The organism is Stieleria bergensis, assembly GCA_007745635.1.
In the GTDB taxonomy this organism is placed as follows: Bacteria; Planctomycetota; Planctomycetia; order Pirellulales; family Pirellulaceae; genus Stieleria; species Stieleria bergensis.
On record CP036272.1, the window covers coordinates 6,890,652 to 6,917,287 of the forward strand.

Genomic DNA, 26,636 nt, shown 5'->3' on the forward strand with positions numbered 1-26,636 from the left:
CAGAGGGCTAAACGCTCGCAACACCAGAGAGCGAGCAGCGGGTAAGCGAGCCTGGAATCGGTGATCAGCCGGTGACCGACTCGCAAGCGGCAATCTCCTGCAATCGCCGCTCGACGTCATCAATGGTTTCATCCAATGTAGAAGTCCCTGCCGTCAATCCAACGGTCTGCACATCACTGAACCAGTCAGGGTCGATCTCATCGCTACACGTGACATGCAGAGCGGGGACACTCCGTTGCTCGCAAAGCGTCACCAGTCGCTGAGTGTTGTTGGAGTTTCTGCCACCGACGACAACCACCGCATCGACACGCCCCAACAGATCTAGCATGGCCTGCTGCCTGCGCTTGGTGGGATGACACACGGTGTCCACGAAACGAATGTCCGCCGCTGGATTTAGCGTTTCGATCTGCAACCGAATCTGATCCACAACGGCCGTTGGCATCGTCGTCTGACAGATCACACCCAGCCGTTGGTGACCGTACGCTTGCACCTGCTGGGCACTGGAGATCACATCGTAGCTTTCCAGATCATCAACGATTCCAAGCACTTCAACATGCCCGGACTTGCCAATCAGCAAGACATGGCGATCCTGGCTGGCCAGTTCGAACGCAGCATCGTGCACGCGACGCACCAGAGGACAGGTGGTGTCGATTAACTGCTTGCCCTGATTCTGTAATCGGCTGCGCTCGCGATTGCTGACGCCATGTGCGGTGATCAGAACGACAGGACGATCAGGCAGCGACTGCCGATCATCCTCCGCTGCCTGAGCAAACCCAGCGGCACTCAATTGATTGATCACGGCCGGGTTGTGAACCAATTCACCATGGACGGTTACCTGCGTTGGGTCGCTGACCTCGCGGGTGATTTGTAGCGCATCACGAACGCCAAAACACATTCCCATTTCGGTTGCGCGGACAATTTTCATGCTTCATTTCCAGTGAACAGAATGCCTGACTTTGCACTGCAAAGCAAATAGACAAAAAAAACTAGGCGGGGGACCAACCGCCAGACAAGCCACGACCTTTGCGTTTCTCGCCATCGGTTTGACGCTGTACCTGAGCATCAGCGACGACTCTTTCCAGTTCGCTGATGTACTGCGTGAATCGATCGCGTCCGTCACTGGTCAGGCGATACATGGTTTGCTGACGCGTGCCTTTGCCGCCCTTCCAAACCTCAACCAAATTGGCTTCACTCAAAACCCGCAGGTGACGACTGAGGTTGCCATCGGTCAATGCACAGAGTTGCTTCAGGTCATTGAACAACAAGCCTTCAGAGTTGGCAGCCAATGACGCCAGGATCCCCAGGCGAGCTTTCTCGTGCATGACCCGATCAAGCCCTTCGTAAGAGAATCGACCGACTCCTGCAGCCTTGGCCGCCCCTTCAATGGGGACGGAACCACTTGTTTTACGAGGCATCATTTCGCTCCAATGTCCAGTACAAGATCCCCGCGCTCAGCATTTGCCCACCGCCAAACGACACGCCCATCAACCAAGGGGAAAACGCATGCGAACCTTGGCCAAAACGCAAACAAATGCACCCGCAGAACACATAATAAACCCCCGACCAAACGATCGCCGAAGGCAGTAAGCGATACGAAGCGAAGATCCCCAGACCAAAGATAAAACACCACAACCCTGGCAGCATCCAAGCCACTGAAGTGGCAAACAAGCTGACACAGAGCGTTAACAACGCACCGACCACCAGGCAGGGCAAGAACTGTTCGACTGCTAAACGTGTCAGATCGCGAGCATGCCCGGGCCCTACATCGCGAACCCGAACCAAGAGCTCAACTCCGGCAATCGACACGTTGATCACTGCCACACCGACCCACAGCATCAAATACCGCCCCAGATCCTCTTCTGGCGAACGGACCCAAACCGGCTGCAACAACGCCGCCAACACCCCCAGCAGTCCCGAACAGCCAACGATCAACGAGCGATAGCCACGAAACACTTCGCTTCGCGCCATCTGCTGGCGAATGTCGGAGATTTGCTGAAGTGCTTCGCGTAATTCCACGACTCTGCTGCCCCGGGGCCCCAAATCCATTGCTTTGCAATACAAAGTACAAGCGGGATCGGCAAGAGTCAAGCGGTTTCTTCAGTCAAACTGAGCGCGTCGACGCATTGACAGGCAAATGATCGCGTTGAGCGCCGCTACCATTCGCCTTCGCTGGCGAATCGCTGGCGAGTGTTTTCGCGAAAGCGCCCACCGGCTTCGGTCAGCTGCTGCAATAATTCATCGGTGGTCAGACCACTTGCCTCTCGCGCGGCGGGGATGACGGTTTCACATTCGTTGGCGTCCATGAATCGTGCTGCCTCCAAGATGCTGTCCTGGTCTTCTGGGGCGATGACCAGAAAGCCATGTTTATCGGCGTGAATTAAGTCGCCGGGGGAAACCATCCGCCCAAAGACATCAACCGAGCAGCCCCAGTCGACCGGTTGCACATGGGCGTGACCGACACAGAGTCGACGCGCCAATGCTTTAAATCCGGCGTTGGCCATTTCATCAACATCCCGGATCGCTCCATCCACAATCGTCCCCACACATCCTAATGCGCGATGCGTGTTGCTGTTCACCTCGCCCCAAAAGGACCCAATCGTCCCAGGCTTATCAAGGTCCTGAACACAGACAATTTTTGGTCCTGGCACGCTGGCAACATAACGCCGATACTCCTCCCAGGCTTGCGGCTTGTTCTGTCGATGCGACTTGTTGCTGGGTTCAATCACCACCGTGACCGCGTAACCAATCATGGGTCCCATCTGCGGCATGAAGTCGTGGGTTTCCTCCAGATTAAACGCATCCGCAGCGGGATCTTGCTTGGTAATCTGTTCCCATCCGTTGTAGATCGTCGGCGTGTTCCAACGCTTGAGCTGCAGCAGGTCAGCATGGCTTAACTTGTTCATGATTCACTGAAGGTTGTCGAAGGAGACTGCGTTCGAAATCTCGAGTTATGAAGCAGCTTTCTGGCTTCGTCCCCGATAGAGCTTCGTGTCGTTCGTCAAACTGTTTCCAGTGCGCAACGCTGAATTTGCGTTCCCAAACTCTGATCACGTGCCTGGAAACGCTTGAAGCTACCATCTCAACGTATCAAGCATCGTCAGCCGCTCACACCCCGGGAGCGATCGATGCGTCCAGAAGGGGAACTTGGTTCCTAAAACCTGAGAACAGATGATCGCAGCAGATCGATTTTCTGGCACTTCGATTGCCCGACGGTTTCGCTGGGACCGGGTCATTGATTTGATACCGGACCAAGCGAAACGCATCAAGCACTTCCAACCAGAACACCGCGTTAGTTCTTCCTGATCACTGCCAGCCAGTCTTCGCCGGGCTTTGAATCGGGTGCGGAGAATTTCACCGGCGCCCCGGCAGTGACACGTTTGATCGCCCCTGTTCGCAGCTCGCCGCCCGTTCTGGGATTGAACCAATGCACGGAGAACTCTCCAGAGGCATCGGTTAGATCCAGCGCCGCCTCGCCACCTTCGGGCAAGTAGACCAGGTAAACCTGATTGGCTTTGGCAAAGCAAAACCGCGAGATCCCATGATCGGGATTACCAACCAGTGCATCAGCGTTTTTCATTTCCCAGAACGGGATTTTGTGATCGTGAAAAAAGTGAATGGCGATGCGGCAGTAGTCCCAGCTTTGGTCACGACTTCGCCAGTCTTCGCAAACAATGTCGTTTTGATCAAATTGATAACCGAAGTAATACTCGTTGCCGGCACCGCCGGCCATCAACGTGCCCCACAGGGTTTGCTTGCGCACTTCATGCTGGGTGTGAGCCACCTGGCCATTACGGTCATGACCATCAAAGCCGTTGTAACCGAGGTCGGGACACTGCGCGTGTTTGGCAGAGCCCGACTCATCAAAAGCCACAATCCAGGGCTTGCCAGCGGTAGCAGATGCTTGCACCCACTTCACTGTTTGGGCGTGTGTGGTTTGCAAACTGCTATTTTGCAATGAGGCGCCGGTAAGCTTTGAACCATCGCCGAGTAGTGGACCGTACACTTGATCCTGCTGTCCGGGAAAGGTGTGAATCACGATGTTGTGATCATAGGTGTCCAAGGCGGCGATGTAGTCAATCATCGCTTTGACTTGCTCCGTTGTCTGAGTATTTTCTTCACCCAGATTCCAGTTCAGCGCCAAGTTATGACCAAAGCGTGCGATCAGTTCGCGACAATACAGTTTGCGCTGCGTTCCGAGATGACCACCGTCCAGGCTTTCAACAACCCGTCCCTGATTCCCATTGTGACCACGCGTGTGATCGTCGATTTCTGTTTCCTGCATTTTAAAGTGCAAGTACATTCCGCGAGCGGTGCCGTGATCGAACACGATGCTCCACTGGTCTAGCTTGCTGCAGTCATAGTGCAATTTGTCGTCACGATGGATGAAGGGCCAAACGTTGTCACCATCGCCACCGGCGTTGTAAGTTAAGAACGAGAATGCGTTGCATCCTTTGCCGGACAGGTAGTTAACCGCCCCGATCAATCCCTTCCCTTTGCCGCCTTTCCAAGTGGGATCACCGGGGCGCCAATCTTGCACATGGGGCTGCCAACTCTTGACGGGCGCCTTCTTGGGATTACCGGCAATGGTGTTGTCGAAATCTTTGAATGCGAGCAACGTCTCCGGCGCGTCCGCACCGACTTTCAAGAAGTACCGACCGCTGCCAGCAAATCGCAGATAGTGTTTGCCAACATATCGCAACCGCCCCTCAGACCGAAGGTCGCGTCCCTGTTTATCCGTTTCACCAATTTCGATGGTCCCTTGCTTGCCATGGAAAGCGTCCATTGACTGCGACGTCACCCCACCGAGCGCGGCAAGTTTCCCGCGATGAAAGCGAATGGTGTATGCCCATTTGCCGGCGCGGTCGGGAGCAAAGTGTGCGCGCCAGACGGTGCCGTCCTCTGCAGATGAGTTGCCCGCGTCGCCATCAGCGGCAAAATAACCTGGCACGGTGTATTGCGTGCCATCTGTGTGCCGAAACTGAACCGTCATGCGATAATCAGTAAACGGGTTGGGCGCGTTGTCTTTTTCGTGTGCGTAGGGGCCAGCGAGGTCGACCGTGACCTTGTGCCAAACCCGATGCTCACCGCTGACGACCACCGACCCATCACCATCGGCCTGGCGAGGTTGTTGCAGGGGCAACTGACTAACCGGCGTCGTCGGACTGGTGTCACTGGCCATCGGTGCAGTGGGAGGGGCTTGTTTATCAAGAGACGACTTCGCTGCCGCCAGCGTGGCTTCGTCGGCTGGAATGAAGGCAACGGCCCGAACACGAGCTCGACTGAACTCCTTTCCGTCTTCGCTGGCAATCGTTGATTTCACTCCAACGATCGCCCCCTCGGTTACCAAGATACCTTTCCATTGGTGATTGAACTTCGGTCCCTCTTCATAGGTTTGTGCCGCCAATGGACTCTGGTGATGGCCGATTATCTTTCCGTCAATGGCAACCGAATAAGTTGACCTGCCATCGTTCTCGCCAACCGCTAGCAAGACCACGTCATACCGTCCGGTTGGGTAGGGGAAGGTGCGTTCGGCCGAAGCGGACTTGGCCTTATCGGGATTGATAGCCAACCACTTACCTTGATCCACGTAATAGTTTGTCACCTTGCCGCTAGCAAACAGGGTTGCCGGCATCAGCAATCTGGCAGCGGCATCAGTGCTGGCTTTTGGCCGCTTCGCTGTGGCGACTGCGGGTGTGGATGCAGCAGCGGCAACCAACGGGAAGGCCTCTGGGGCTTTGCCAGCTTTCACCATCGAATCGGGACCAGGACCAGATGGCCGCTGAAAATTGCGGTCGGTGGTCATCAACCATTTATCAAACTCGAAGCCGTCTTCGCGCATCGAGAAGGAAATCGTGTGAACCCCTGGCTGCTTAATGTCCAAATAGATTTTATGAGGCTCACCGCAGTGCTGCTTGTCGGTCCGCTGTTTACTCTCCCATCGCCAAGTGCGTTTGCCTTCGCACCATTGGAGTCGCTGACCACTTGCAGGCCATTGACCGTCGATACCAACATGCAACCCGTTGTCTTCCGAATTCGTTGAATGAGCGCGAACCCAGACGTAATATCGTCCTGGCGTTTGGATTTCCACTTTGTAACTCAGCACCGCCATCTTGCCGGCTTCGGGACAAAAGTTCTGATTTCGAATCAGCTTGTCGCCGTGCGAGCGCCGAGTGTCGGGAAGGATTTCAAGGTAAGCACCACCACTGGCTCCACCGACGTGGCTAGGATCACCATCCGGTGTGACGGCTGGTGACTGTCCTGCATGCGTCAGATAAAACGCACGCACATCAGCCTTGGTTTGTTGAAAGAAATGCTCTGCTTCAACAGAGACCATTCCATCCTGCTCGGCGAACACAAGTGATTCGTCAGCCATTGGCCGCTGGGCAACCGCAGCGGTGGAAAGGAACAATAAAAGACCGGTTAGGAAGAGAGTGCTTCGCATCGATTTACCTGAGATTGAAATCTGCGTGAGAGCTTCGAAGGGAGGGAATGATTCGTTTTGGAGAAGTCAAATGTTAGCGGGAACGGAGAACGCTTTGGCGATCGCGTGAGCCACTTCGGTTGTCGACGATGAGCCGCCGATGTCGGGAGTCCTGACGTCTCCATCTTGCAAAACCTTGGCCACGGCTTGCTCCAACCGGACAGCGCTTTCCAAACAAGCTTGGTCGCCGTAACGATCGCCTAGCCAGTCTAACATCATCGCGGCAGACAAGATGGTCGCCATCGGATTGGCCACGTTCTTGCCAGCGATCTGCGGTGCAGTGCCGTGCGAAGGCTGAAACAGGGCGTGATCATCCCCGATCTCGCCGGACGGCCCAAGCCCCAAACCACCGACCAGACCGGCCCCCAGGTCAGACAAGATGTCGCCGAACTGGTTCTCCATGACCAGGACATCAAAGTCCCAGGGCCGCTGGACCATGTACAAACTCATCGCGTCAACATAGACGGCATCGTGATCAATGTCCGGGTAATCGCCAGCAACATCTTGGACGATGTCGCGAAAGAACGCCATGCTGCGAAAGACATTGGCCTTGTCGACACATGTCACCATTTGCCGCCCATCGCTGGGCCGACCGTTTCGCCGCTGGGCCAAACGGAATGCAAAATCAGCAACCTTAGATGTACCGGTCCTTGTCACCACCATCGTGTCCGTAGCGACTTCATTGCCAACACGTGAACCACCGCCAAAGGAGGCGAACAAGCCTTCTAAGTTTTCGCGGATGACAACAAAGTCAATCCCTGGGCCGATGTCCTTCAATGGACAAGGTGCACCGGGATAAAGCTTCACCGAACGAACCGCAGAATGAACGTCCAAGGCGCGTCGCAAACCGACCATCATCGTGGGCTGAACCTCTGTCCCATCCGCTTGCCTGACATCCGGCAAACCGATCGCCGACAACAACACAGCGTCCGCAGCCAAGCAAGCATCCAAAACATTCTGCGGCAGCGCTTCGCCTGTGTCCCGGTAAAGTGAAGCACCTGCTTCGTAAGCAGTCAGCTGCAAACGGAATCCTGGTTCAGTTTCTGTTAACGCATCCAGGACAACCTGGGTTGCCTGCATGCACTCAGGTCCAATGCCATCCCCTGGAAGTAACGCGATTTCGTAGGTTCTCATCTGCTTTGACTCGGTAACTGTCCTTGAAGTGATTGCTGGTGTGGTAGAAAACCGTTCGGCCTGGGTGGCTCGTTGAGCACTTTGCTGTTCATGCCGCTCCCATAACTTCACGGTCTTGCTAATGACCCAGGAAGCGACCGTTTGATCGAATCGGCGAAAGTGATCAGACCGAAGGTGTTGGTCAAACGCCTGGCGGTCGTCGTAACGCTCGTATAAAACGCACATGGCTTCGGCTTCGGGATCAAAGCACACATCAAACTGCTGGCACGCGGGTTCCAAGGCCAAGGAGTCCGCGGCCTGCTTCAACATGGCCTGCCGAAAATCAGCGACGTACTGTGGTTTGATCTCGAATTCTACAGTGACAATAAACATGTTCTGTTTCGATCGTTTCAGTTGGGAAATCGTTGGCGAAGTTCGTCGCATTGCGGTTCAGTCAAAAAACGCGTCGGCTGTCCACGCAGCATCAAAAAGAGACGCGCGGTCTCTTCCAATTCCTCGGTGGCATTAACCGCTGAGTCCAGATCCGCACCAGCAACCACCGGTCCATGATTGGCAAGCAAGACAGCCCGTGAAAGCCGCGCCTGTGATTCGACCGCCGCCGCCAGTCCTTCATCGCCAGGCGGAAAGTAGGGCACCAGCGGCAACCGGCCGACTCGCATCACGTAGTACGCGGTGATCGGTGGCAGAACATCTGCCGGATCGATGTCCGCCAAGCAAGACACCGCGACCGAATGCGTCGAATGCAAATGAACAATGGACTGATCGTTTGATCGAGCATCGTAAACAGCGCGATGCAGGAAGCACTCTTTGGATGGTTTGTCACCGGAAAGCAGCTCACCGGTGCTTGAGAGTTTGGAAATCCGATCCGGATCAATTCGCCCCAAGCAAGTGTTGGTGGGAGTGATCAGCATGCCGTCGGGCAGCTGGACGCTCATGTTCCCCGAACTGCCAAAGGTCAGCCCACGTTCAAAAAGCGATCGGCCATGCAGCGCGATGCGTTCTCGCAATGCCTGTTCGCTCATGTCGCCACCTGGATTGCTTTCTCAAAGAACTGGTCATCGCCAAAGTTTCCCGATTTCAACACCAGGGACAGTGGCTCGGCAGAAACCGTCTCCGTGAGAGGCACGCCGGGACAAATCTCGGGACCGACACGAATCGCATGAATGCCCAACTTGCGCGTGACCGCTCCTGCAGTTTCTCCGCCAGCAAGCACCAGTCTCCGCACCCCATGATCGTCGACCAACTGCTTGGCCAGCCTGCCCATGGCGGTCTCAATCGCCTCGGCCACCACGGCGGTTCCAAAGGCTTGCTGCAACTGAGCGACACGTTCCGGATCGCTGGTGGAATAGATCATCAGCGGTTCCCGATCTGGAACCGCTCGCAAGAAGTGTTCCATGTCCGCCAAGGCGTTTTCCGGCGATGCCAGGAGTCGTTCAATGTCCAACGCCAAGGACGCACAGCGAGACTTTAGATAGTGCACCTGCCGATTGGTCGCTGGCGAGCAACTGCCGGACAAGACCGCTGCACGACCGCGATCCGCCACACGATCAAAGGCTGCCAAAGCAGAGGGTTCCGAATCCACTGCCGTCAGCAAGCCCGACTCACGCCAAGCCTGCGGCAACCAACGCGCGATCCCGGAGCCTCCCGTCAAAAACTCTAGCTGCGTTGTTTGTTGTGCTAGTCGTTGCAAATGATCATCATCACAGGCATCAGTGATCACCATTGCGATCCCATCATCGGCCAGCGACTGCATCGACGACCGAACCTTAGCGGCACGGAGATCGTTCCAGTCAATCAGTCCGACCGACTTCGTCGTCTGACGCTGCAACACCCGCACAAGATTCGCATCGGTCATCGGGTTCAAGGGATGATTGTGCATGCCCGATTCATTCAACAGTTGTCCATTGACGAACAAGTGGCCCTGATAAACGGTTCGGCCGTTGGCTGGGAATGCCGGACAAAAGATCGTTTGTGCTACGCCCAGTTCATTCATCAAAGATTCTGCCACCGGGCCGATGTTCCCCGCCGGTGTTGAATCAAAGGTCGAGCAGTACTTGAAAAAAAATCTCTGAGCGCCAGCCTGTTGCAATGCAGCCAAACTCTGTAGCGACATCGAGACGGCGGCATCGCGATCGATGGAGCGTGATTTCAGCGCGACCACAACCGCGTCAGCTTGAAGAGCCATCAAGTCGGCAGGATTGGGAACACCGAACACCTGAACGGTGCGCATACCAGCTTGAACAAGGTTGCTGGCGATGTCCGTCGCCCCGGTCACATCGTCGGCAATGCAGCCCAGGAACAATGGCGGATGAGATGAATCCATCAGTGCGTCTCCGACTCAATGGCAATGGCTCGCACCGGACAACCGTCGCCACCGATGATCTTTAACGGCAGGGCGATGAACTGGACTTCAGAGGTTTGAATCTGATCCAAATGAGCCAGCCCCTCAACGATCACGACACCGCCACGAAACAACGTCTGATGAACCTCTGTCAGTTCCTGTATCTGATTGACGTCGGCGACCGAAGGAGGCTCTACGCCAAGCAACGCGACTTCTCGCGAAACCATCCACTGAGCAAGTTCCAATGAAATCCGTGGCAATTCCTCTCGATAAGCCGGTGTTCCGTAACGTTGATGCCAATCGGTGCGCAACAGCAATCGACTGCCGGGCACCACACGATCGGCGACGTCTGCCAAATGCTGGATACCGATCAACTCGCTCGGCGTCGTGGCTGACAAGTCGACCACCAAGGCTGGACCAACCAACACGCTCAAGTCCTGCTGATCGAGCGTGTTGCCATCGGGCAGAAAATGTCGAGGCGCATCCATGTGCGTTCCGGCATGCGAATACAACTCCAGCGTCGTGGCGTTCCAGCCATCCTGCTGAAGTTGCCGTGCACTGCGAATGCTGACCCCCGGCATTTGGTGATCCACTGGCAGGCTAAGATCAATGATCCGCATGAGAGGACTCCTGTGCCAAGAGATTTCGAACCGGTGTCCGAGCCTGTGCCGATTGATAAACCGCTTCCTGAACCTGCAGTGTCTTGAGGTACTCACTGCCGCTGGTTTCAAACGGTTGATCATTCAGCAAGCATGCAATGAAATGCTGCTGGGTGGCAAACACACAGTCTCCGGCAAAGTTGGCCGCTGAAGGATTGTAGTGATGCGGCTGCTCTGACTGGCCGAGTCGCTGGATCAGCAAACGCCCATCAGTCAGCAAACGAATTGAGCCGCCGCTGCCTTCAACCAGTGTTTGACCGAAGGTGTAACGTGGGTTCTTGGCGTTTGATTCGTTGTAACGATTGGCGTCCCATAAGCCTTGCGCGCCAGACTGAAACTCGAACACCACCGTTCCCGAGTCTTCCCCAGCGATCGCTTGATTCAACGTTCGCAGCGACGCATAGACTCCGTCGATCTCCCCGCCGAGAAACCGAAACGTGTCGATAAAGTGAACGCCTGTTTCGAAGATCAAAAACTTTGGCATCGTGCGAAAGTAAGGCTGTCGAGCCATGTAGGCATCCTCTTGCCAGCCGTCTCCTGTGCGCGTCTGGGTGCTGATCGCATGCAACCGATCGCCGATCACACCCTCGTCGATCAGCTTGCGAATCTCCCGGTACCAGGGCTGAAAGCGAAAATTCTCATGGACCATCAACGGCACGCCGGCGTTCTGCGCCGCCGCCACCAATTCACGGCACTCATCCATCGTCGGCGCAAGTGGCTTTTGACAGATCACCGCAACGCCGCGTTCAACGGCGGCTTTCGTCAATTCAAGATGTGAATCAGGCCGTGTGATCAGATCGACGAAGTCCGGCTTTTCAGCCTCCAGCATCTCAGTAAAGTCAACGTAGACGCTTGGCACCCCGTGCTGATCGGCAGCCGACTGGGCAGCTTGACGATTCACATCGCAGATCGCCGATAGCTCAACACCTTCCAGCCGCGACCAAGCTTCATAGTGAAACTGGCTAAAGTACCCAGCGCCAACCGCAACCCCTTTCAGCTTCTTCATGGCTCGATCGCCTCCTGGACTTCTGCTGCAACTGGTTCAGGCTGGGTGCCTGCATCACTTTGGAAGAAGAACTTCGTGTACAGCAACGCGCTCAGCACGATGACAAACAAGCCAATGAACAACGCCAGCCGCAATTTGAGTGCCGACGCGGTGATGGTTTTCAGCTGCCGCAGTGGGTTCATGAACAGCCAAGCAAACACTGCCAGCAAGTTCATCGTCGCCGCGAAGAGGAAGAACGAATTCGCCGTTCCGGTAGATTCTGCAAAGAACGGCACCGTCACGCTTGAGACGAAATACGGAAACGCAACAGCACTAACCGCTGCCCCCAGGTTTCCAACCATGTTCATCGCGGCGGAAACTGCACCGGAACGACTTCCGCCAATGTCCATGCAAAAGGCCCAGCTGGGACTAAGCGTCATTTCCACACCAAACAAAGCCAGTGAGAAACAGGCGATGAATGGCCAAACCGACGCGGAACCAACCGTTTGCGTGGTCATCAAAAGTCCGATCGCGCCCAGCGAATAACCCACCATCGCGGGCAATCGCCGGGACATCACAGGGTGCCCCAACTTGTGAAGTGCAGTGACCAGATACCCAGAACACCACAACGCGACCGCACCAAACAACAGTGGAATCGATGAACACCAACCGTACTTCTCGCCCCAAGATTCAACAATGTAGGGACGCAGCCAAGTCATGCTGATGAAAAACGTAATATTGCTAGCCGCATACTGAAACATGGCCAGCAACACATTGGTCGAGGTCACCACCTGGATGTAGGGAACCTTCGGCCCACTGTTGCTTTCCGCTTGGGCAATGCCGGATTGAATCAGATTTAACTCGCCTTCGTTCACGCTCGGGTGATCGGCGGGATCATCCCGGTACCAAAACCACCACACAGCGCCCCAGACAAGCCCAATCACGGCGTTAAGAACAAACGTCGCTCTCCAACCAATCGCATTGATCACGATCGGCATCAGCACCAACGACGCGGCGGCACCAATCCGCGCCCCGGAATGAAAGATGCCCTGACCAAGCCCACGCTCCTTGGCCGGCAACCAGGAATACAGCGCTCGTGTCGCACCAGGGTATGCACCCGCTTCTCCAGCGCCAAACAGAAAACGAACGACCAGCAATCCGATCGCTGTGAAAACGAAACCCGTCCAAGCGGTGAACAGACTCCACACGACCACCACAACGGTCAACGCATGCCTGGCTCCCGCTCGATCACTGTACCAGCCTGCTGGTATTTGAAACAACGCATAACCGATCGCAAAGATGCCAAAAGCATAGCCCATCATCTGATCGGTCAGACCAGTGAGATCACTTTGCATCGCACCTTTCGCAGTGGAAATGCAGATGCGATCCATGTACGTGTTGACGGTGTGAAAGAACAACAACATCACCACAACGTAACGCGCTTTTGATGGTTGGTTGTCCATCATGCCTTGATCGGCGACCTACTGAGTGTTCGAGAATGAGGAGGTGGAGAAGACTGAACGAAGTGGTGCAAAACCGCTCAAGGGAAGCATCTCTTTTCAAAAACGCACGCGAGCAGCAAGATTCGCTGGATTCATTTGATTCGCTCAATGAGAGAAGATTGTAGACCATCTGAACGTTTATTAAAATAAAATGTTTTCTAATAATCATTCGACAGACTCAGATGATCGGAAACCTTGCATGCGACTTCAGAAGACCTTCGAGGACCTAAGCATCCAGCAACTGCATACCTTCCGGTTGGTCTATGCGCACGGAGGCTACTCCGCTGCTGCTGAGGCGGCCGGCTGCTCCACGCCAACGGTTTGGCATCATGTCCAACAACTCGAGCAAGCTTATGGAACAGAGTTGTTCACCAAAGTTGGCCGTCGTGTGGAACCAACCGATGCGGCCTGCAGACTCTACGAAGCGGTTGAAGAAATCCTGGCCCGGCTCGATTCAACCTTTGCCCTGGTCACCGAAGACGAATCGGCACAGATCACGCTAGTGACCGGTGTCCGAATGATGATGGAAGACCTGGCCGAGCCGCTGGCTTGTTTTCGCACCCAGCACAGCAACGCGATCCGCATCTTGCAGGGCAACGAGCAACAAGCCGAAGAACTGATTCTTTCCGGCCAAGCTGACATTGCCTTTGCGCTTGAACCCGGTGCCGGCAACGCATCGCCATTGATTCATTACGAACCCGCTTTTTCGATCAGCTTTTTAGCTGCTGGATTACCAACGCACCCGTTTTGGAAGACCAAGTCATGCAGCATGCGTGAATTGGTCAAACATCCATTGGTGGTCACCGCGCCGGGAACTCACGGCCGTGATGCGTTGGAGCAAACGTTGCATGCTCAGAGGCTGACAGCCGAGATCGTTGTTGAAACAGACAACAGCGGATTCACGATCGCCTGCGTGCAAGCGGGCATGGGGCTGGGGATTCTGGCTGGACGTCCTGACGGCTGTCTCAGCAGGCAGCTTGTCACGCGGTCACTGAGTCGCCAACTGGGCACGCGCAACATTGTCTTCATGTGGCGCAAAGGCAGACGACTGACCAATGCACTGTTACGTCTTGTCGAAATCATCCAATGCCGACTGTAAGCGTCGGCAGTGTTTAGCGAACGCGGCTTGCTGAACGCGTGAAGACACGGCACCGCCAACATGGTCAGGCACTGACTCCTAATTTGCCAGTCGGACGGGCGCGCCTGCGGGGGAATCCAGTATACTCCAGATATCGAATCCATTCCTCGCGGAGACCCGCCTGATGTTCCACCGATTCCTTTTGCCGCTTGTCGCCGGAGCATTGCTATCGATGTCAGTGCCCGCGACGGCCGCTGATGATCTCGTTGCGCCCTTAGCTGATTCACCTCGTTATCAGCTTAGTAACTTGCGGACGGAAACTGACCGGTTCGGCAAATCGGTCATTGCCATTGACTATCGTCGCACAAAGAAAGGGCCTGGATCGGTTTCCGTGAGCGGTCGTTCCGCTAGTGGACGCACCAGCGTGTCTGCCTATCTGTCGACAACACAGGACTCTGGAACCGTCCGACTCTCGAGTCTGTTTGGTGGTCGCGGCACGATCAACGACATCGAATTCTACTTGGTTCAAAACTATCGGATTGATGCCAGCAAAACGGTCAAGGTTCTAGTGTCCAACCCCGTGCGACTGGGCAATCCCGGTGGTTCAACCGGCACACGAAGCCTGACTGCGGCCGAGAAAGCGCAGCATCAAGAGTTCGTTCGGATCATGAACGATGATTCGGCGCACAAACCCAACAAGGAATACAAAGTCACGATCAAGCCTCCAGAAGGTTCCGATTTCGTTAGCAACACCGTCAAGCTCACCAAGGGCACGCGACTGCAAGCTTGCTACCAAGACAGCTGGCATCCACTGACAGCCATTTCAGAGAACAGCGACGGGACCGTCAATGTACGCTGGGACAAGTATGGCCCAACCTACGACTGTGCCATGAAGCGTGGCGAACTGGTGATTGAAACCAGCCTTGTCAGCCGCCTGAGCTCACACCCGACATCACGCTTCCCGGAAACTGTCCCCAATTGGGCATCCGAATCGGCAAAAACAACCTCGGCTCCGTCAGCAGATGCCAAAGGACGCAAGAGCTATCCCGTCTCCATTTCTGTGCCACAAGATTCAGAGTTCGTTTCGGCTGATCTCACCGTCAAAGCCGGAGTCAAACTTCAGGCCTGCTACGCCGGAAAATGGATACCGATCACAGCATTGAGCGAAAACAAAGATGGAACATTAAACGTTCGCTGGGATGAATACGGCGCGGGATTCGATTGCAGCATGCTGCGCAGCGAGCTGATCATCAAGAAAACCATGGCACAGCAACTGAAATCTAATCCAGATGCGGTCGCCGAAAGCACTCCACCGCTGCGCCGCAAAAACTATACGGTCGCAATCCCAGTGCCGACCGATTCAGCCCTGGTCCCAGCCGATGCGGTTTTGGCACCAGGCACCAAACTGCAAGCCTGCTACGCTGGCAAATGGAATCCCATCACCTTTCTTTCGCATGCCTCCGACGGAACACTGAACGTCCGATGGGATGACTATGGACAAGCCTACGATTGCAGCATGGTTCGCAATGAACTGATCGTCAAGAAGTCTGTCTTAAGGACTTTGCAGAGCGGTTCGGCAGCGGGCCAGATGCGCACCTTTACCGACGCAACCGGCAAGTTCAGGGTCAAAGCCAAAGTGGTCCAGCAAACGGCCACCGAGGTGACCTTGCTAACCGAACAAGGCAAAGAGGTAACGCTGCCACTGACAAGGCTAAGCGAAGCCGATCAAGAGTTCCTCAAGTCATCGGCGACTACAGAGAACCCCTTCCAATAGGCGAACTTGGCTGGCGCGACAGCTCCAGCCTTGCTTGTGATGACTTCAACTCGGTTGCTGAAATTGCACGTAGACATCACCAAAGTCATTCAAGGGGACCTGCTCCAGGACGCTGCGAATTGAATCGGCGTCCACCCAGTCGGGTAGAGCAAACTCCAGCGTTTCCCCGTCACTGTATTGAAACTCGCAGGGAGCGATGTCACACAACTGCTGGATGCAACTCAGGGTTCCTTCGATGTTTTCGGGGGTGTACTCCAGCGAGAGAGCACCGACGGGCCTGGAGAGCCCGGCGATGACCTCTTTCTCAAATCCTTCGACATCGATTTTGACGAACGCAGGTGTTCCATAGCGTTCAATCAAATTGTCCAGCGTCTCGACCGGCACGATCGCGCGCTGATTCCACTGACTGGTCGCGAAACGTCCGCTTTCCTTTACCATTCGAACCCACTCAGCAGAAAGCGTTGAGATCGTGCTCTCATTGCTGATCAGCATTTCGGCTTCGCCAACCGATGCTCCCAGCGCGGAGCGGACCAGATGGAACCGTTCAGATCGACGAAACACGACTTCCAGATGGCGAATACAGGGCAACTGGGGTTCAACTGCAACGACGGTTGCACCAAGTCGATGAAACATTCGCGAGCGATGACCGACGTTGGCCCCCACGTCAAACACGATGTCTCCGTCAGAGAAAAACTGCTGATAGAACGCGCGACCTTTTTGATCCAATTCTGAATTGCGCCAAAAACGCCGTGCTCGGCAACGATTGGAGAACCATTGATACACGCCCTTCAGCGGTGACTGCTGCACGATTTGCTTACTGGACTGAATCATTTCAATGTGCCCCTGGTTTAGGTATTCGTTTTCGTTGCGTGTGAACTGCGCTTGATTGCCCGACGCAGTGCCATGCGCTGCCCACTGCGGTGAAGCCGCGCGCTGTGTCTCGCATTGAACAACAACGGCTTGTCTTACTCGCCCGCCAACACTCAGCACAAGACGGCTAACCCTCATCTCGCGGACCTTCTTGACCTGATCTACTGGAACCGAGGAAACAACAAAGCAGGGCAGGCTGGTGGTGCGAGGTACAGCTCGCAACGACGAGGCTTCACTCGCTTGTTTCCATGATGCTAGCGACGTCCGTTTCGGAAAAGCCGGATCACCGCTGCGATTTTTCCCCGCTGATCCAACGAACCGCGTGCGAAACGGTTAACCTCTTAGGCAAGTCAGATTTGAGAAAGACGCTGCCACCGCAGTCAGTGGAGGCGTTTCTGTCTTAAAAGCAAATGCCTGAGCGTTCCCATGGTTGCCAAGGAGATTCCCGCGTGATGAAGACACTTAGAGCTCTCGTGTCGCTACTTGTCTGTTGCCTGCCAGCGATCACCGCGTCTGCCCAGGATTCAAACGGTCTTGAACTGGTCGAATCAGCGCGTATTTGGGACGGAGCACCACACAACGCGTTCACCGATTTGATTCGTTTTCAAGATCGATGGTACTGCGTCTTTCGCGAAGGGCAACAGCACGTCTCTTCTGATGGCGCCTTACGAGTCATCACTTCATCGGACGGGTGGAAGTGGAACTCTGCGGCCCTGATCACGTCAGCGGACTCCGATCTGCGCGATGCCAAGATCACAACGACACCCGATGGACGGCTCATGCTGGCGGGTGCCGAGGCAATGAATGAACCGATCACACACAAACACCAATCGCTGGTTTGGTTTTCTACCGATGGCAGCAACTGGACGCAGCAGCACGAAGTCGGCGATCGCGACAACTGGCTCTGGCGCATCACCTGGCACAAAGACAAATGCTACGGTTGGGGCTACGGCTGCAAAAGCAGTGATCGCGGCATTCGATTCTTCGAGAGCTCCGATGGAAAGTCCTTCAACCGGCTGATAGAAACGGCGGATGTCGAAGGCACTTACCCCAATGAAACTTCGATGGTCTTTTTAGGGGACGACACCTGCTATTGCCTGCTACGACAAGACGGACGACCCAACTCGGGCTACATCGGCAAGTCAAAGCCGCCTTACACGCAATGGGACTGGAAGTCATTGGGCGTTCGAATTGGCGGGCCGGACATGATCCGTTTGCCCGATGGCCGCTTCCTGGCCGTTGTCCGCTTGTATGATGCTCCGGTCCGCTCATCCGTGTGCTGGCTAGATCCAGAAAACGGCACACTCACCGAGGCACTCAAACTGCCATCCGGCGGCGACACCAGCTACGCAGGCATGGTCTGGCACGAAGACCGATTGTGGATCAGTTACTACTCGTCCCACGAAGGCAAAACCGCCATCTATCTCGCCAAAGTCAAAGTCAACGGTCGGTAGCGACCACCGGACGCACAGAACCAATGCCTCCAGAAGCTTCGCGACGCGGACGCTTGCACAACACCCGTGATCGCGTTCGTGAAGAACACGGATCCAAACGCGATGACAGATTTCCCTCGGATCGCTGCCAGCCGTGATTGTGTGATGAGATGAAACCGCCAAGCGAGCCTGCTTGGGAATGGCCGGGCCAGCGTGGCGCTGACCACGGCAGGGCAAGAGGCCGTGTCACGCTGCACGGGCTAGCTCCCCGAAGCCTCCCAGTCCCCCTGAACACACAGTCAGACAGCCTGCATAACCCTCATCCGAGGGCGGCAAACTGATTTACTTGACATTTGCCACTGGCATACGCTAAATCATAAAATAACATTTGTGCATGTCGGGCTACTAAACGGTGTTTCGCCCGCCAGCTTTCAAACCGCTTTTCTGGTGAACCTGCTTTGATTCCCAGTGTTGCTCGAGCCGCAATCACGCTGATACTCGCTGGATGGTGCGCCGTCCTGCCGGTGTTCGCGCAGCTATGCCCGTGCACGGTGGCAGGTCCGATTAGCTCGGCAAGTGCGGACATCAATCCATCGTCTGCAAGTCTGGCAACCGCCAAGAAGAGCTGTTGCGGACATTGTTCAGCTCAGCCCGCCCCTGACGCTGCGGCGATTGGCTGGGAGTCCGATGACGACCAATCAGCATCTTGTCGCTGTGACGATGTCTCACGGTTTGAGCTCTTTTTAGCCGAAGTGTCCAACACGGATCGCTCGGTTTCTGATGCCGTCGAGCCACTGTCCACTGTGGCAGCCTGGATCAGCACAGTCGAAGCCAGCGAGATGACGTTCGAAAGAGCACCGCCGTTTGTGCTTCCGCATCTACGCAAACTTGCCTGCCTAGGAGTCTGGCGGCTCTGAATCTCTCTTTGATTGTTGACTCACTAAAGTATCAAAATCAATTCGAGAGAATTCCATGTCTAAAAGTCTGTACCTATCTTTCTTTGTGTTGGCGACATTCGCGTCGTTTGTCTCCCAACCCCTCAACGCCCAAGCACCCGAGACAGAGGCTGAAATAGCCACCTGTGCCTGCTGTGGCGACCAATGCAAAAGCGATGACTGCCCCTGCGTTGGCGGCACCTGCAAATGCGATTCCAAATCAGGCGACTGCGCCTGCTCCGCCCCCGGATGCTGTTCGAAGCCCAAGACCTGTGAGAACGGCGTCTGCAAACAGAAATCCGCAGCCGGGACGGCCAAGTGCGACAAAGCCTGTTGTGCTGATTCGCTGACGTGCACCAAACCCTGTTGCGCCGAAGCCGTTTGCACCAAGCCTTGTTGCGTTGCCACGGCAGCCTGCACGAAACCGTGTTGCGCTGAAGCCGTTTGCACCAAGCCTTGTTGCGTTGCTACGGCGGCCTGCACGAAACCGTGTTGCGCCGAAGCCGTTTGCACCAAGCCTTGTTGCGTTGCCACGGCAGCCTGCACGAAACCGTGTTGCGCTGAAGCCGTTTGCACCAAGCCTTGTTGCGTTGCTACGGCGGCCTGCACGAAACCGTGTTGCGCTGAAGCCGTTTGCACCAAGCCTTGTTGCGTTGCCACGGCGGCCTGCACCAAACCGTGTTGCGCTGAAGCCGTTTGCACCAAGCCTTGTTGCGTTGCCACGGCGGCCTGCACCAAACCGTGTTGCGCTGAAGCCGTTTGCACCAAGCCTTGTTGCGTTGCCACGGCGGCGTGCACGAAACCGTGTTGCGCCGAAGCCGTTTGCACCAAGCCTTGCTGTCAGGACGTCAAATGTGACAAGCCCTGCTGCCAAAAGAAGGTTGCAGAGAACCCACCGACGGCAACCACGAGCGTTGGCAAAAAATAGCTTCCTTCGAACTCGAAGCTGTAATCAATGGTACTGACGGAGGCCCAGGACTCCGTCAATCAGCAAACCTCGGACCTTCACAGGTTCGGGGCTTCTTTTTGCCACCGCATCCAAGATGCACTGCTCGACAAACCGCTTAGGGGTGCACGCGAGTCTGATCCGCTTGATAGCCTAGATTTTGGTGAAGTACCAATCTGAAAGCTTGGAGAATGGCTTATCTGGTCGACCAAACGCTTTTGCAAACGAGAACTCAAGTTTGTAATTTTGCTGTGTGGCTCGAATGTCGATTCCAAAAGCCCAATTCTCGCTGGCAGTCAAGGCACTGGTATCGAACGTGTAAAACGTATTCCCCTTGCCCAATCGCTTGCGCAGCGTCTGTCTCAGCGATGACATGTTTCCCATGACGGCATTAGCAGTTCTAAAATGCTCTTGAAATTGGCCGATCACATACCAATCGCTATATTGGCCCACTGAGCCCGCATTCAAGAGTCGAAAATGCTCTTTGACTTCATCCGGGGAAGACCCCGGAGAGATGTGCGTCCCCCTTAAAAGACCGCCAGAGAATTTGGTGACCGAGATGCACTGGGCTAAACCGGGATAGGTGATTTGCCTTTGTGCCGCACCAAACACATATTCTGAAATTGAAATTGACTCAGTGATTCTGGGAATGGATGTCACACGCATCGGGGGCCTCACTTTCTCGCGTAGCGGTGTTTTTTACCTGATGATCACAGAGAAGCTTATTAGAGTCGATACCGCTAGACCAAATCGAGTTGGCTTAAGCAATTCCTACGTTAAGAGACAAAGCAGTCGAACTGATTTAGGTTCGTGACATCAAACGTTCTCGTCAGAAAGCTAAATCAGCGCCCGCCAAAAACAGACAAAGTTTCGGACCGCGAGTAACAAACCGATTTGATCAGGAAAACCTGACTCAACTCAGTCTCAGAATCAGAGTGTCCGGCGAGGCACGCGAAGCGCTTGCTGACGCTAATTTGTTCGCTATCAATTGGGTGCGAACTCAGCTAAAATGAGTGGATGGATCATCACCAAAACCATCCCGCCTGTTCCCCTTCGACGCCATGCATCTCGACGACCATTGATGGCCGGTCGATGCAACGACTGTGTTGGGCGGCATTCTTGTTGGTCGCGTTTCCGTTAGCTGCCAACGGCCAGGCAACAGACGAAGCACCTGCGAACAACCAACCGTCAAGCAAAGCAGGGCAGGGCGAAACTCCTGCGACTGATTTTCAAAACACCGCGAGTCAATTCCTGGGCAAGTTTTGCCTCGATTGCCACGACTCGACCGATCCAGAGGGCGATGTCCGACTGGACAACTTGGACGTTGATCTCTCTGTCACCGAAACAGCCGACTCTTGGAACCGCATCTTCAATCAGGTTCAATTTGGTGAGATGCCGCCGGAAGATGAAACGCAACCATCGGCTGATCAACGAGCGACGTTTCTCAGGCAACTCGATCATGAACTGACTTTGCATGGTCGCGGTTTTGAGCTGGACAAAAAGCTGCTGCTCCCACAGTTTGGCAACTATATCGACCACGGCAAACTATTCGATGGCAGCGTCACCGAAAAACCATACAGCCCAGCGCGTCTCTGGCGACAACGGCCAATCATCTATGACGCCATCTGGGGCAACGCTTACGGACGTGCTCCCTGGTATAGCGTCAAGATTGGTGGAACGGGAAATCATCTGATCGCCCGCGGGCCTCACAAAGGCAAGCTGATGGCAACGCGGTATTTCCAAGATCAAAAGTACGCCAATCCGTTCTTTGAATTTGTCCATCACGCTTCAGGCTTTACCGATTACGCGTCGATCGTTGCTGACCAGTCATCACTGGAAGCATTATTGGTAAACGCCGAAACGATGGCTCAGATCCTAACCGTAGGTCAAAAGGTTCGGATTGTCACTCAGGTAAAAAACAAAGGCAGTCGGACGGGAAACAACGAAGCGATGTTTGTCGGCGGCGTGACCACCACGGCAAACGAGTACCGAGGACGGGTCCCAGTCATTTTCAACTACATCGTCAAATCCGCACAACCGGTGACGCGCGACGATTTTGACCAGGCTCTTGATGTGGCGTTCGCGTTGTTCCTCAGACGTTCGCCCAAGCAAGAGGAATACGAGCACTACTGGCGGAACGTCTTTCAAAAGAACGCCGAACTCGGCAACGAGATGGCTTTACAGGCTGTCTTGATCTATGTCACCTTAACACCCGAATTCGTTTATCGCATGGAGCTAGGTCTCGGCGAGACCGACGCTGACGGCCGCCGTTTCCTGTCACCTCAAGAGTTGGTTTACTCGCTGCATTATGCGTTGCACAACAAGCCGGCCTTTGGTGTGGATGAGATCGAAACCATCGATGTCTATACCAAACAGAGCGAAGCTCCGATCCAGCGCACCATGACCACTCCACGCCCCGCCTGGGCCGCTGGGCACAGTGCATTGGTCAAGGAGATGCTGGCCGGCAAGCTCAAGACGCGAGACGATGTCGAACGCGTCGTGCGACAAATGCTTGACGCGCGGCAAAACGGCTGGGTCACCACTCACAACCGCACCTACCTTTCCACCACTAACCCTCGAATCCTGCAGTTCTTTCGTGAGTTCTTCGGTTACTACAAAGCCGATGAGGTCTTCAAAGACATTGACGAGTTCAAAAAACGTGATGGCTTTCAGCAGTTTGTTCAGGGCAGTGCATCCAAGTTGGCCTACGACACAGACAGCTTGATTCTGCACATACTTCAGGAAGACAAAGATGTTCTCAAACAGCTGCTAACAACGAACAAAGTCGTCTCGGTGTATTGGAATGGCAAGAACGATGAACAGCAAGTTAAACGGGCCGGTGGCGCGGAAAAGTATCGACGCACCCATCCTGTGCAAAGCTACAACCTGGATCCGTACGAGCACGCCTACGATAAAGACAATCACAGTGATCCACAGATTCGCAAGAACGGACAGGTGTTCCGCGCTCCAGCGGAACAACGCTGTGGGATTCTGACCCAACCCAGCTGGCTGATTGCGCATAGCGGCAACTTTGACAATGACCCTGTGCGGCGCGGGAAGTGGATTCGCGAAAAGCTGCTCGCAGGTGTGGTCATGGATCTACCGATCAATGTTGATGCTCAGATTCCTGACAACGAACATCAAACGCTGCGTGAGCGATTCCAAGTCGTGCACGAGAGTGCCTGCTGGCGTTGCCACAAGAAAATGAATCCACTCGGCATGCCATTCGAAGCATACAATCACGTCGGCAAATGGCGTGCGACCGAACAGGGCCAGCCCGTTGACGCGAGCGGCTCGATCACACTGAGCCACGACGACAGCTTACATCAAGACGTCCAAAATGTTCTCGAGCTGATGGAAGCTCTCGCTGAATCCGACCTGGTTCGGCAAAGCTTTATCCGGCACGTTTTCCGATACTGGATGGGGCGCAATGAAATGCTCAGCGACTCCCAAACGCTGATGGCGATGGACAAAGCCTATGTGGAAAGCGGCGGCAGCTTTAAAGAGTTGCTGGTGGCATTGATGACTTCCGATTCCTTTCTCTACAGAAAATAGCCACGATGAAGAACTCAAATCGTCGAAATCTCTTGAAGGGACTCAGCCTAGGAGCAGGAGCCGTGGCTCTGTCTCCGTTTGTCAGGCGGCTTGATGCTGCGGAGAATCAAGAACCACCCAAACGCTTTGTGTTTGTGGTCAAGAGCAGTGGGCTGCAGGGAGAATACCTGAACCCAGAAGGCCTGGAGCATCGGGGTGATAAACTGGTCGACTCGACTCTGGCGGAACGCTCCCTTCCAGAAAGCCTGAAGCCGCTGGCCCCTTTTCAAGATCAACTAACGATCATTCAAGGCCTAAGCGGCAAGATGACGCGACTGGGACACAGCGCTCACTATGGTGCACTGGGCGGATACAAAGCTTCACCGCACACGCCGCCACTTGCAGCAACCATTGACGGCTACCTTTCGGAAACGTTTCCCTCGGTCTTCAACCATGTTGGTTTCAAGATGGGTGAAGGAAGCCAGGGAGTAACGTTCCCCGCCATCTCGGCAAAAGGCAAAGGCCAACAGCTTCCGTTTCAGCAAAACCCAGTTGCAGCCTTCGAGAACCTGTTCGGTAGCATCCTAGAAGGAGGTGATCTTAAAAAGAAGTACACGCGCACTGGCAATGTCCTAGATGCGATGTCATCGGATATTCGCAAGCTTCAACAGAACCTGCCGAGCACCGAACAGGAAAAGCTAGGACACTACCTCAGCGGCTTTGAAGCCTTGCGCGATCGCCGCGTCAAACTGGTTTCCATGCAAAAGACACTCAAGGAGCATGCTCCGGAACTGGACGACAAATACACCTCTCGCTTTAAGACCCAGCATTTGGAAGCGCACTTTGACATGGCGGCCTCGGCGCTTGTCACTGGCCTGACCAATGTCATCACGATTCACGCCGATGGACTGGATTCGGTCTACTCTGGAATTGGCATTGGCAACAACGTCCACGCGATCGGTCATGGCGCTGGCTACGCGACGCTGTCGGCTCAAGATTGCCGAAATGCCATTCGTCAATTCCATGTGGAACTGATCTCCGGACTGGCTGCCAAACTGAAGGCGATCCCCGAGGGCGATGGCACGATGCTGGACAATACACTGATTGTTTACACCAGTGATAACGCCGCCCAGCATCACTCGGTGGGAAATGACTGGCCGATGGTCGTCGTGGGCAACTTAGCAGGCCGACTGAAATCGCAAGGCAGATTCCTGGCTTATCCTCAGTACGGTCGGGCGGGACACAAGCACACGATTTGCAATTGGTTCACGACGCTCTGCCATCTTGCTGGCGTTCCACAGGACCTGTTTGGACAGCCTGACCTAGCGTTAGGCAAGCCGGAAAATCAATCGGGACCTTTGGCTGAGCTGCTGTCATGATCGTCAACTCACTTTGCCGGACAATCGCTCTCTTCTTGGTCGCTGGATTGGGTCTGACCGAATGGGGCATCACAGGGGTTTCTGCGCAGCAATCTACGGACATTGCCAGCCAAACCTCAATGACCACCGCCAAAGCTCGAGCCATTCTTGCCGAGCGAGGCAACGAGCTTTCGGACGACGACCTTGCTCGAATTTGCCAAGCGTCCGATCTGGTTCAGCTGGATTTGACGGACTGTCATCAGATCACCGATCAAGGGCTGCTGCACGTCGCTGAAGTGACGGCGCTGGAATCCTTAAGCCTGCAGAACTGTCATCGCATCAGCCTGAAGGGCATTCAAGCCATCTGTGGACTGCCAAAACTAACCACTCTGAACCTCAGCAAGACTCGTTTACCTTTAACGGATGTCTATCGCGAACTAAAGCAACTGCCCGCCCTGACGCGACTGGAAGTAAGAGACATTCGCGGATTCAAAAGTGAAGGGCTGCAGGAGCTCACTGAGCTGACCTACTTGGATCTCTCCAATGCGAACGGTGGTATCACTGACAATGATCTCAAACCACTTGGATCATTAACCCAGCTGACCTCTCTGAATCTAAACGGGAGCCGCAATTGGGGCGCGAATAAGACATTAACAAATGCCGGTCTGAAACATCTTGAGTCGCTCACGGAGTTAGAGTTCCTGGGACTGTTTGGTCACTTTCAACTGACCGCTGAAGGCTACAACCCACTGTTTGCCAAGCTTGAAAAGCTGACGACATTGGAGATGGGATTCAACTGGCCGCTTAAAGGAACCGAGATCGCGCTTCCGCCAACGCTGGTTCATCTTGACATGATGGAGTCGTTCCAGATGACTGATGCGGGGGTCACCCAATTGAAAGAAACGCATCGCCTGAAGACGCTCAACCTATTTTACTGTTTGGAACTGACCAACAAGAGCCTGCAGCGTTTGCGTGACATGCCGAATCTGGAATGGCTTCATCTCGGCTGCATCGCGGCACTGACGGATGAAGGCCTTGTCGAGCTGCAACATTGCCCGCGGCTGACTTATCTGAACCTTAGTGACAATGATCATTTCACTGATGCTGGGCTCGCGAACTTAGCCGGACTTCACTTGCTGAAAGAATTGCATCTCTGGAGTCTTCCCAATCTTGAAGGCAGTGGGCTGGCAGTGCTTCAGGAGATGCCAGAGCTGAGAACGCTAAACCTTGCTGATTGCGATCATCTAACCGACACCGCGTTGAAGCATGCCGGCCAGCGAACCAACCTAGAAGAACTCTACCTTGATCATTGCACGCAGATCACCGACACTGGGCTTGCGGAGCTATCTCGACTGTCCAAGCTGAGAGAACTTACCTTGACGGGCTGCCTAAGCTTGACCGACGCTTCACTGGACACGCTTAAGCAACTTGAATCGCTGGAATATCTGGTTCTGGATAGTTGTCCTGGGCTGACCGCCAGCCGGATCGAGCAACTTAAGCTCGCGTTGCCCAACTGTGCAATCATCTTCGATTGACTCTCGCGCTAGCTAGTTCGCAATCACGACGGGCCAGCGGAGCGATGACCAAAAAACAAACCAGGGGTGAT

The 26,636-nt window shown here is 54.8% G+C and carries 20 protein-coding genes; 6 read left to right on the forward strand and 14 right to left on the reverse strand.

All coding sequences use genetic code 11. From position 1 onward, the window contains the following. Positions 1 to 64 precede the first annotated feature (64 nt). The 11 genes from ispH to SV7mr_RS24250 all read right to left on the reverse strand — a co-directional run bounded on the left by ispH (position 65) and on the right by SV7mr_RS24250 (position 13,066). The gene (gene ispH / locus SV7mr_RS24200) at positions 65 to 925 is read right to left on the reverse strand and encodes a 4-hydroxy-3-methylbut-2-enyl diphosphate reductase (protein WP_145277531.1); all 861 of its coding nucleotides are present in this window, start codon (positions 923 to 925) and stop codon (positions 65 to 67) included. 61 nt (positions 926 to 986) lie between these two features. Next, positions 987 to 1,418 (reverse strand): transcriptional regulator, encoded by a 432-nt coding sequence (locus tag SV7mr_RS24205; protein ID WP_473163663.1) that lies wholly within the window; start codon positions 1,416 to 1,418, stop codon positions 987 to 989. After that, a complete protein-coding gene (locus SV7mr_RS24210) occupies positions 1,405 to 2,016 on the reverse strand; it encodes a hypothetical protein (protein WP_145277533.1) in 612 nt (203 codons plus the stop codon). The genes SV7mr_RS24205 and SV7mr_RS24210 overlap by 14 nt, the downstream gene beginning before the upstream one ends. Before the next feature lie 137 nt (positions 2,017 to 2,153). Further along, positions 2,154 to 2,903: an RraA family protein gene (locus SV7mr_RS24215; protein ID WP_145277535.1), complete on the reverse strand. Its 750-nt coding sequence runs from the start codon at positions 2,901 to 2,903 to the stop codon at positions 2,154 to 2,156. Between the two features lie 386 nt (positions 2,904 to 3,289). Continuing rightward, a complete protein-coding gene (locus SV7mr_RS24220; protein ID WP_419187875.1) occupies positions 3,290 to 6,442 on the reverse strand; it encodes a DUF5060 domain-containing protein in 3,153 nt (1,050 codons plus the stop codon). A 66-nt stretch (positions 6,443 to 6,508) separates the two neighbouring features. Further along, positions 6,509 to 8,038, reverse strand: a complete 1,530-nt coding sequence (locus tag SV7mr_RS24225; RefSeq protein WP_145277537.1) for an isocitrate/isopropylmalate family dehydrogenase — start codon at positions 8,036 to 8,038, stop codon at positions 6,509 to 6,511. Beyond that, complete coding sequence (gene otnC / locus SV7mr_RS24230; RefSeq protein WP_145277539.1) at positions 8,005 to 8,637, reverse strand: 3-oxo-tetronate 4-phosphate decarboxylase; 633 nt, start codon at positions 8,635 to 8,637, stop codon at positions 8,005 to 8,007. The genes SV7mr_RS24225 and otnC overlap by 34 nt, the downstream gene beginning before the upstream one ends. Next, positions 8,634 to 9,938, reverse strand: a complete 1,305-nt coding sequence (otnK, locus tag SV7mr_RS24235) for a 3-oxo-tetronate kinase (protein ID WP_145277541.1) — start codon at positions 9,936 to 9,938, stop codon at positions 8,634 to 8,636. Before otnK ends, otnC begins: the two co-directional genes overlap by 4 nt. Beyond that, positions 9,938 to 10,576, reverse strand: coding sequence for a cyclase family protein (locus SV7mr_RS24240; protein WP_145277543.1), 639 nt, complete (start codon positions 10,574 to 10,576; stop codon positions 9,938 to 9,940). Before SV7mr_RS24240 ends, otnK begins: the two co-directional genes overlap by 1 nt. Further along, complete coding sequence (locus tag SV7mr_RS24245; protein ID WP_145277545.1) at positions 10,563 to 11,621, reverse strand: Gfo/Idh/MocA family protein; 1,059 nt, start codon at positions 11,619 to 11,621, stop codon at positions 10,563 to 10,565. Before SV7mr_RS24245 ends, SV7mr_RS24240 begins: the two co-directional genes overlap by 14 nt. Beyond that, positions 11,618 to 13,066 carry an MFS transporter gene (locus tag SV7mr_RS24250; RefSeq protein WP_145277547.1) on the reverse strand — a complete coding sequence of 483 codons (1,449 nt, stop codon included), beginning with the start codon at positions 13,064 to 13,066 and terminating at the stop codon, positions 11,618 to 11,620. The genes SV7mr_RS24245 and SV7mr_RS24250 overlap by 4 nt, the downstream gene beginning before the upstream one ends. Positions 13,067 to 13,301: 235 nt before the next feature. On the opposite strand from SV7mr_RS24250, the gene SV7mr_RS24255 reads away from it, so the two are divergent. Together SV7mr_RS24255 and SV7mr_RS24260 are read left to right on the forward strand one after the other, a co-directional pair. Next, positions 13,302 to 14,201, forward strand: coding sequence for a LysR family transcriptional regulator (locus tag SV7mr_RS24255; protein WP_145277549.1), 900 nt, complete (start codon positions 13,302 to 13,304; stop codon positions 14,199 to 14,201). 163 nt (positions 14,202 to 14,364) lie between these two features. Beyond that, positions 14,365 to 15,954, forward strand: coding sequence for an SHD1 domain-containing protein (locus SV7mr_RS24260; RefSeq protein ID WP_145277551.1), 1,590 nt, complete (start codon positions 14,365 to 14,367; stop codon positions 15,952 to 15,954). Between the two features lie 45 nt (positions 15,955 to 15,999). Here the strand turns inward: SV7mr_RS24260 and SV7mr_RS24265 are convergent, their stop codons facing one another. After that, positions 16,000 to 17,046 (reverse strand): FkbM family methyltransferase, encoded by a 1,047-nt coding sequence (locus tag SV7mr_RS24265; RefSeq protein WP_145277553.1) that lies wholly within the window; start codon positions 17,044 to 17,046, stop codon positions 16,000 to 16,002. A gap of 230 nt (positions 17,047 to 17,276) precedes the next feature. Between SV7mr_RS24265 and SV7mr_RS24270 the strand changes: the two genes are divergently transcribed. After that, positions 17,277 to 18,278 carry an exo-alpha-sialidase gene (locus tag SV7mr_RS24270; RefSeq protein ID WP_419187876.1) on the forward strand — a complete coding sequence of 334 codons (1,002 nt, stop codon included), beginning with the start codon at positions 17,277 to 17,279 and terminating at the stop codon, positions 18,276 to 18,278. 875 nt (positions 18,279 to 19,153) lie between these two features. On the opposite strand, the gene SV7mr_RS24275 is transcribed toward SV7mr_RS24270, so the two are convergent. Next, positions 19,154 to 19,978, reverse strand: coding sequence for a hypothetical protein (locus SV7mr_RS24275; protein WP_145277557.1), 825 nt, complete (start codon positions 19,976 to 19,978; stop codon positions 19,154 to 19,156). A gap of 313 nt (positions 19,979 to 20,291) precedes the next feature. Beyond that, positions 20,292 to 20,798 carry a hypothetical protein gene (locus SV7mr_RS24280; RefSeq protein ID WP_145277559.1) on the reverse strand — a complete coding sequence of 169 codons (507 nt, stop codon included), beginning with the start codon at positions 20,796 to 20,798 and terminating at the stop codon, positions 20,292 to 20,294. A gap of 432 nt (positions 20,799 to 21,230) precedes the next feature. On the opposite strand from SV7mr_RS24280, the gene SV7mr_RS24285 reads away from it, so the two are divergent. Genes SV7mr_RS24285 through SV7mr_RS24295 form a run of 3 tightly spaced genes read left to right on the forward strand, consistent with a single transcriptional unit; the run spans position 21,231 to position 26,565 of the window. Continuing rightward, positions 21,231 to 23,693, forward strand: a complete 2,463-nt coding sequence (locus SV7mr_RS24285) for a DUF1588 domain-containing protein (RefSeq protein WP_419187877.1) — start codon at positions 21,231 to 21,233, stop codon at positions 23,691 to 23,693. A 5-nt stretch (positions 23,694 to 23,698) separates the two neighbouring features. Next, complete coding sequence (locus SV7mr_RS24290; RefSeq protein ID WP_145277563.1) at positions 23,699 to 25,051, forward strand: DUF1552 domain-containing protein; 1,353 nt, start codon at positions 23,699 to 23,701, stop codon at positions 25,049 to 25,051. Continuing rightward, entirely contained in the window at positions 25,048 to 26,565 is a 1,518-nt protein-coding gene (locus SV7mr_RS24295) for a leucine-rich repeat domain-containing protein (RefSeq protein WP_145277565.1), read from the forward strand. Before SV7mr_RS24290 ends, SV7mr_RS24295 begins: the two co-directional genes overlap by 4 nt. The last annotated feature ends 71 nt before the right edge of the window (positions 26,566 to 26,636 follow it).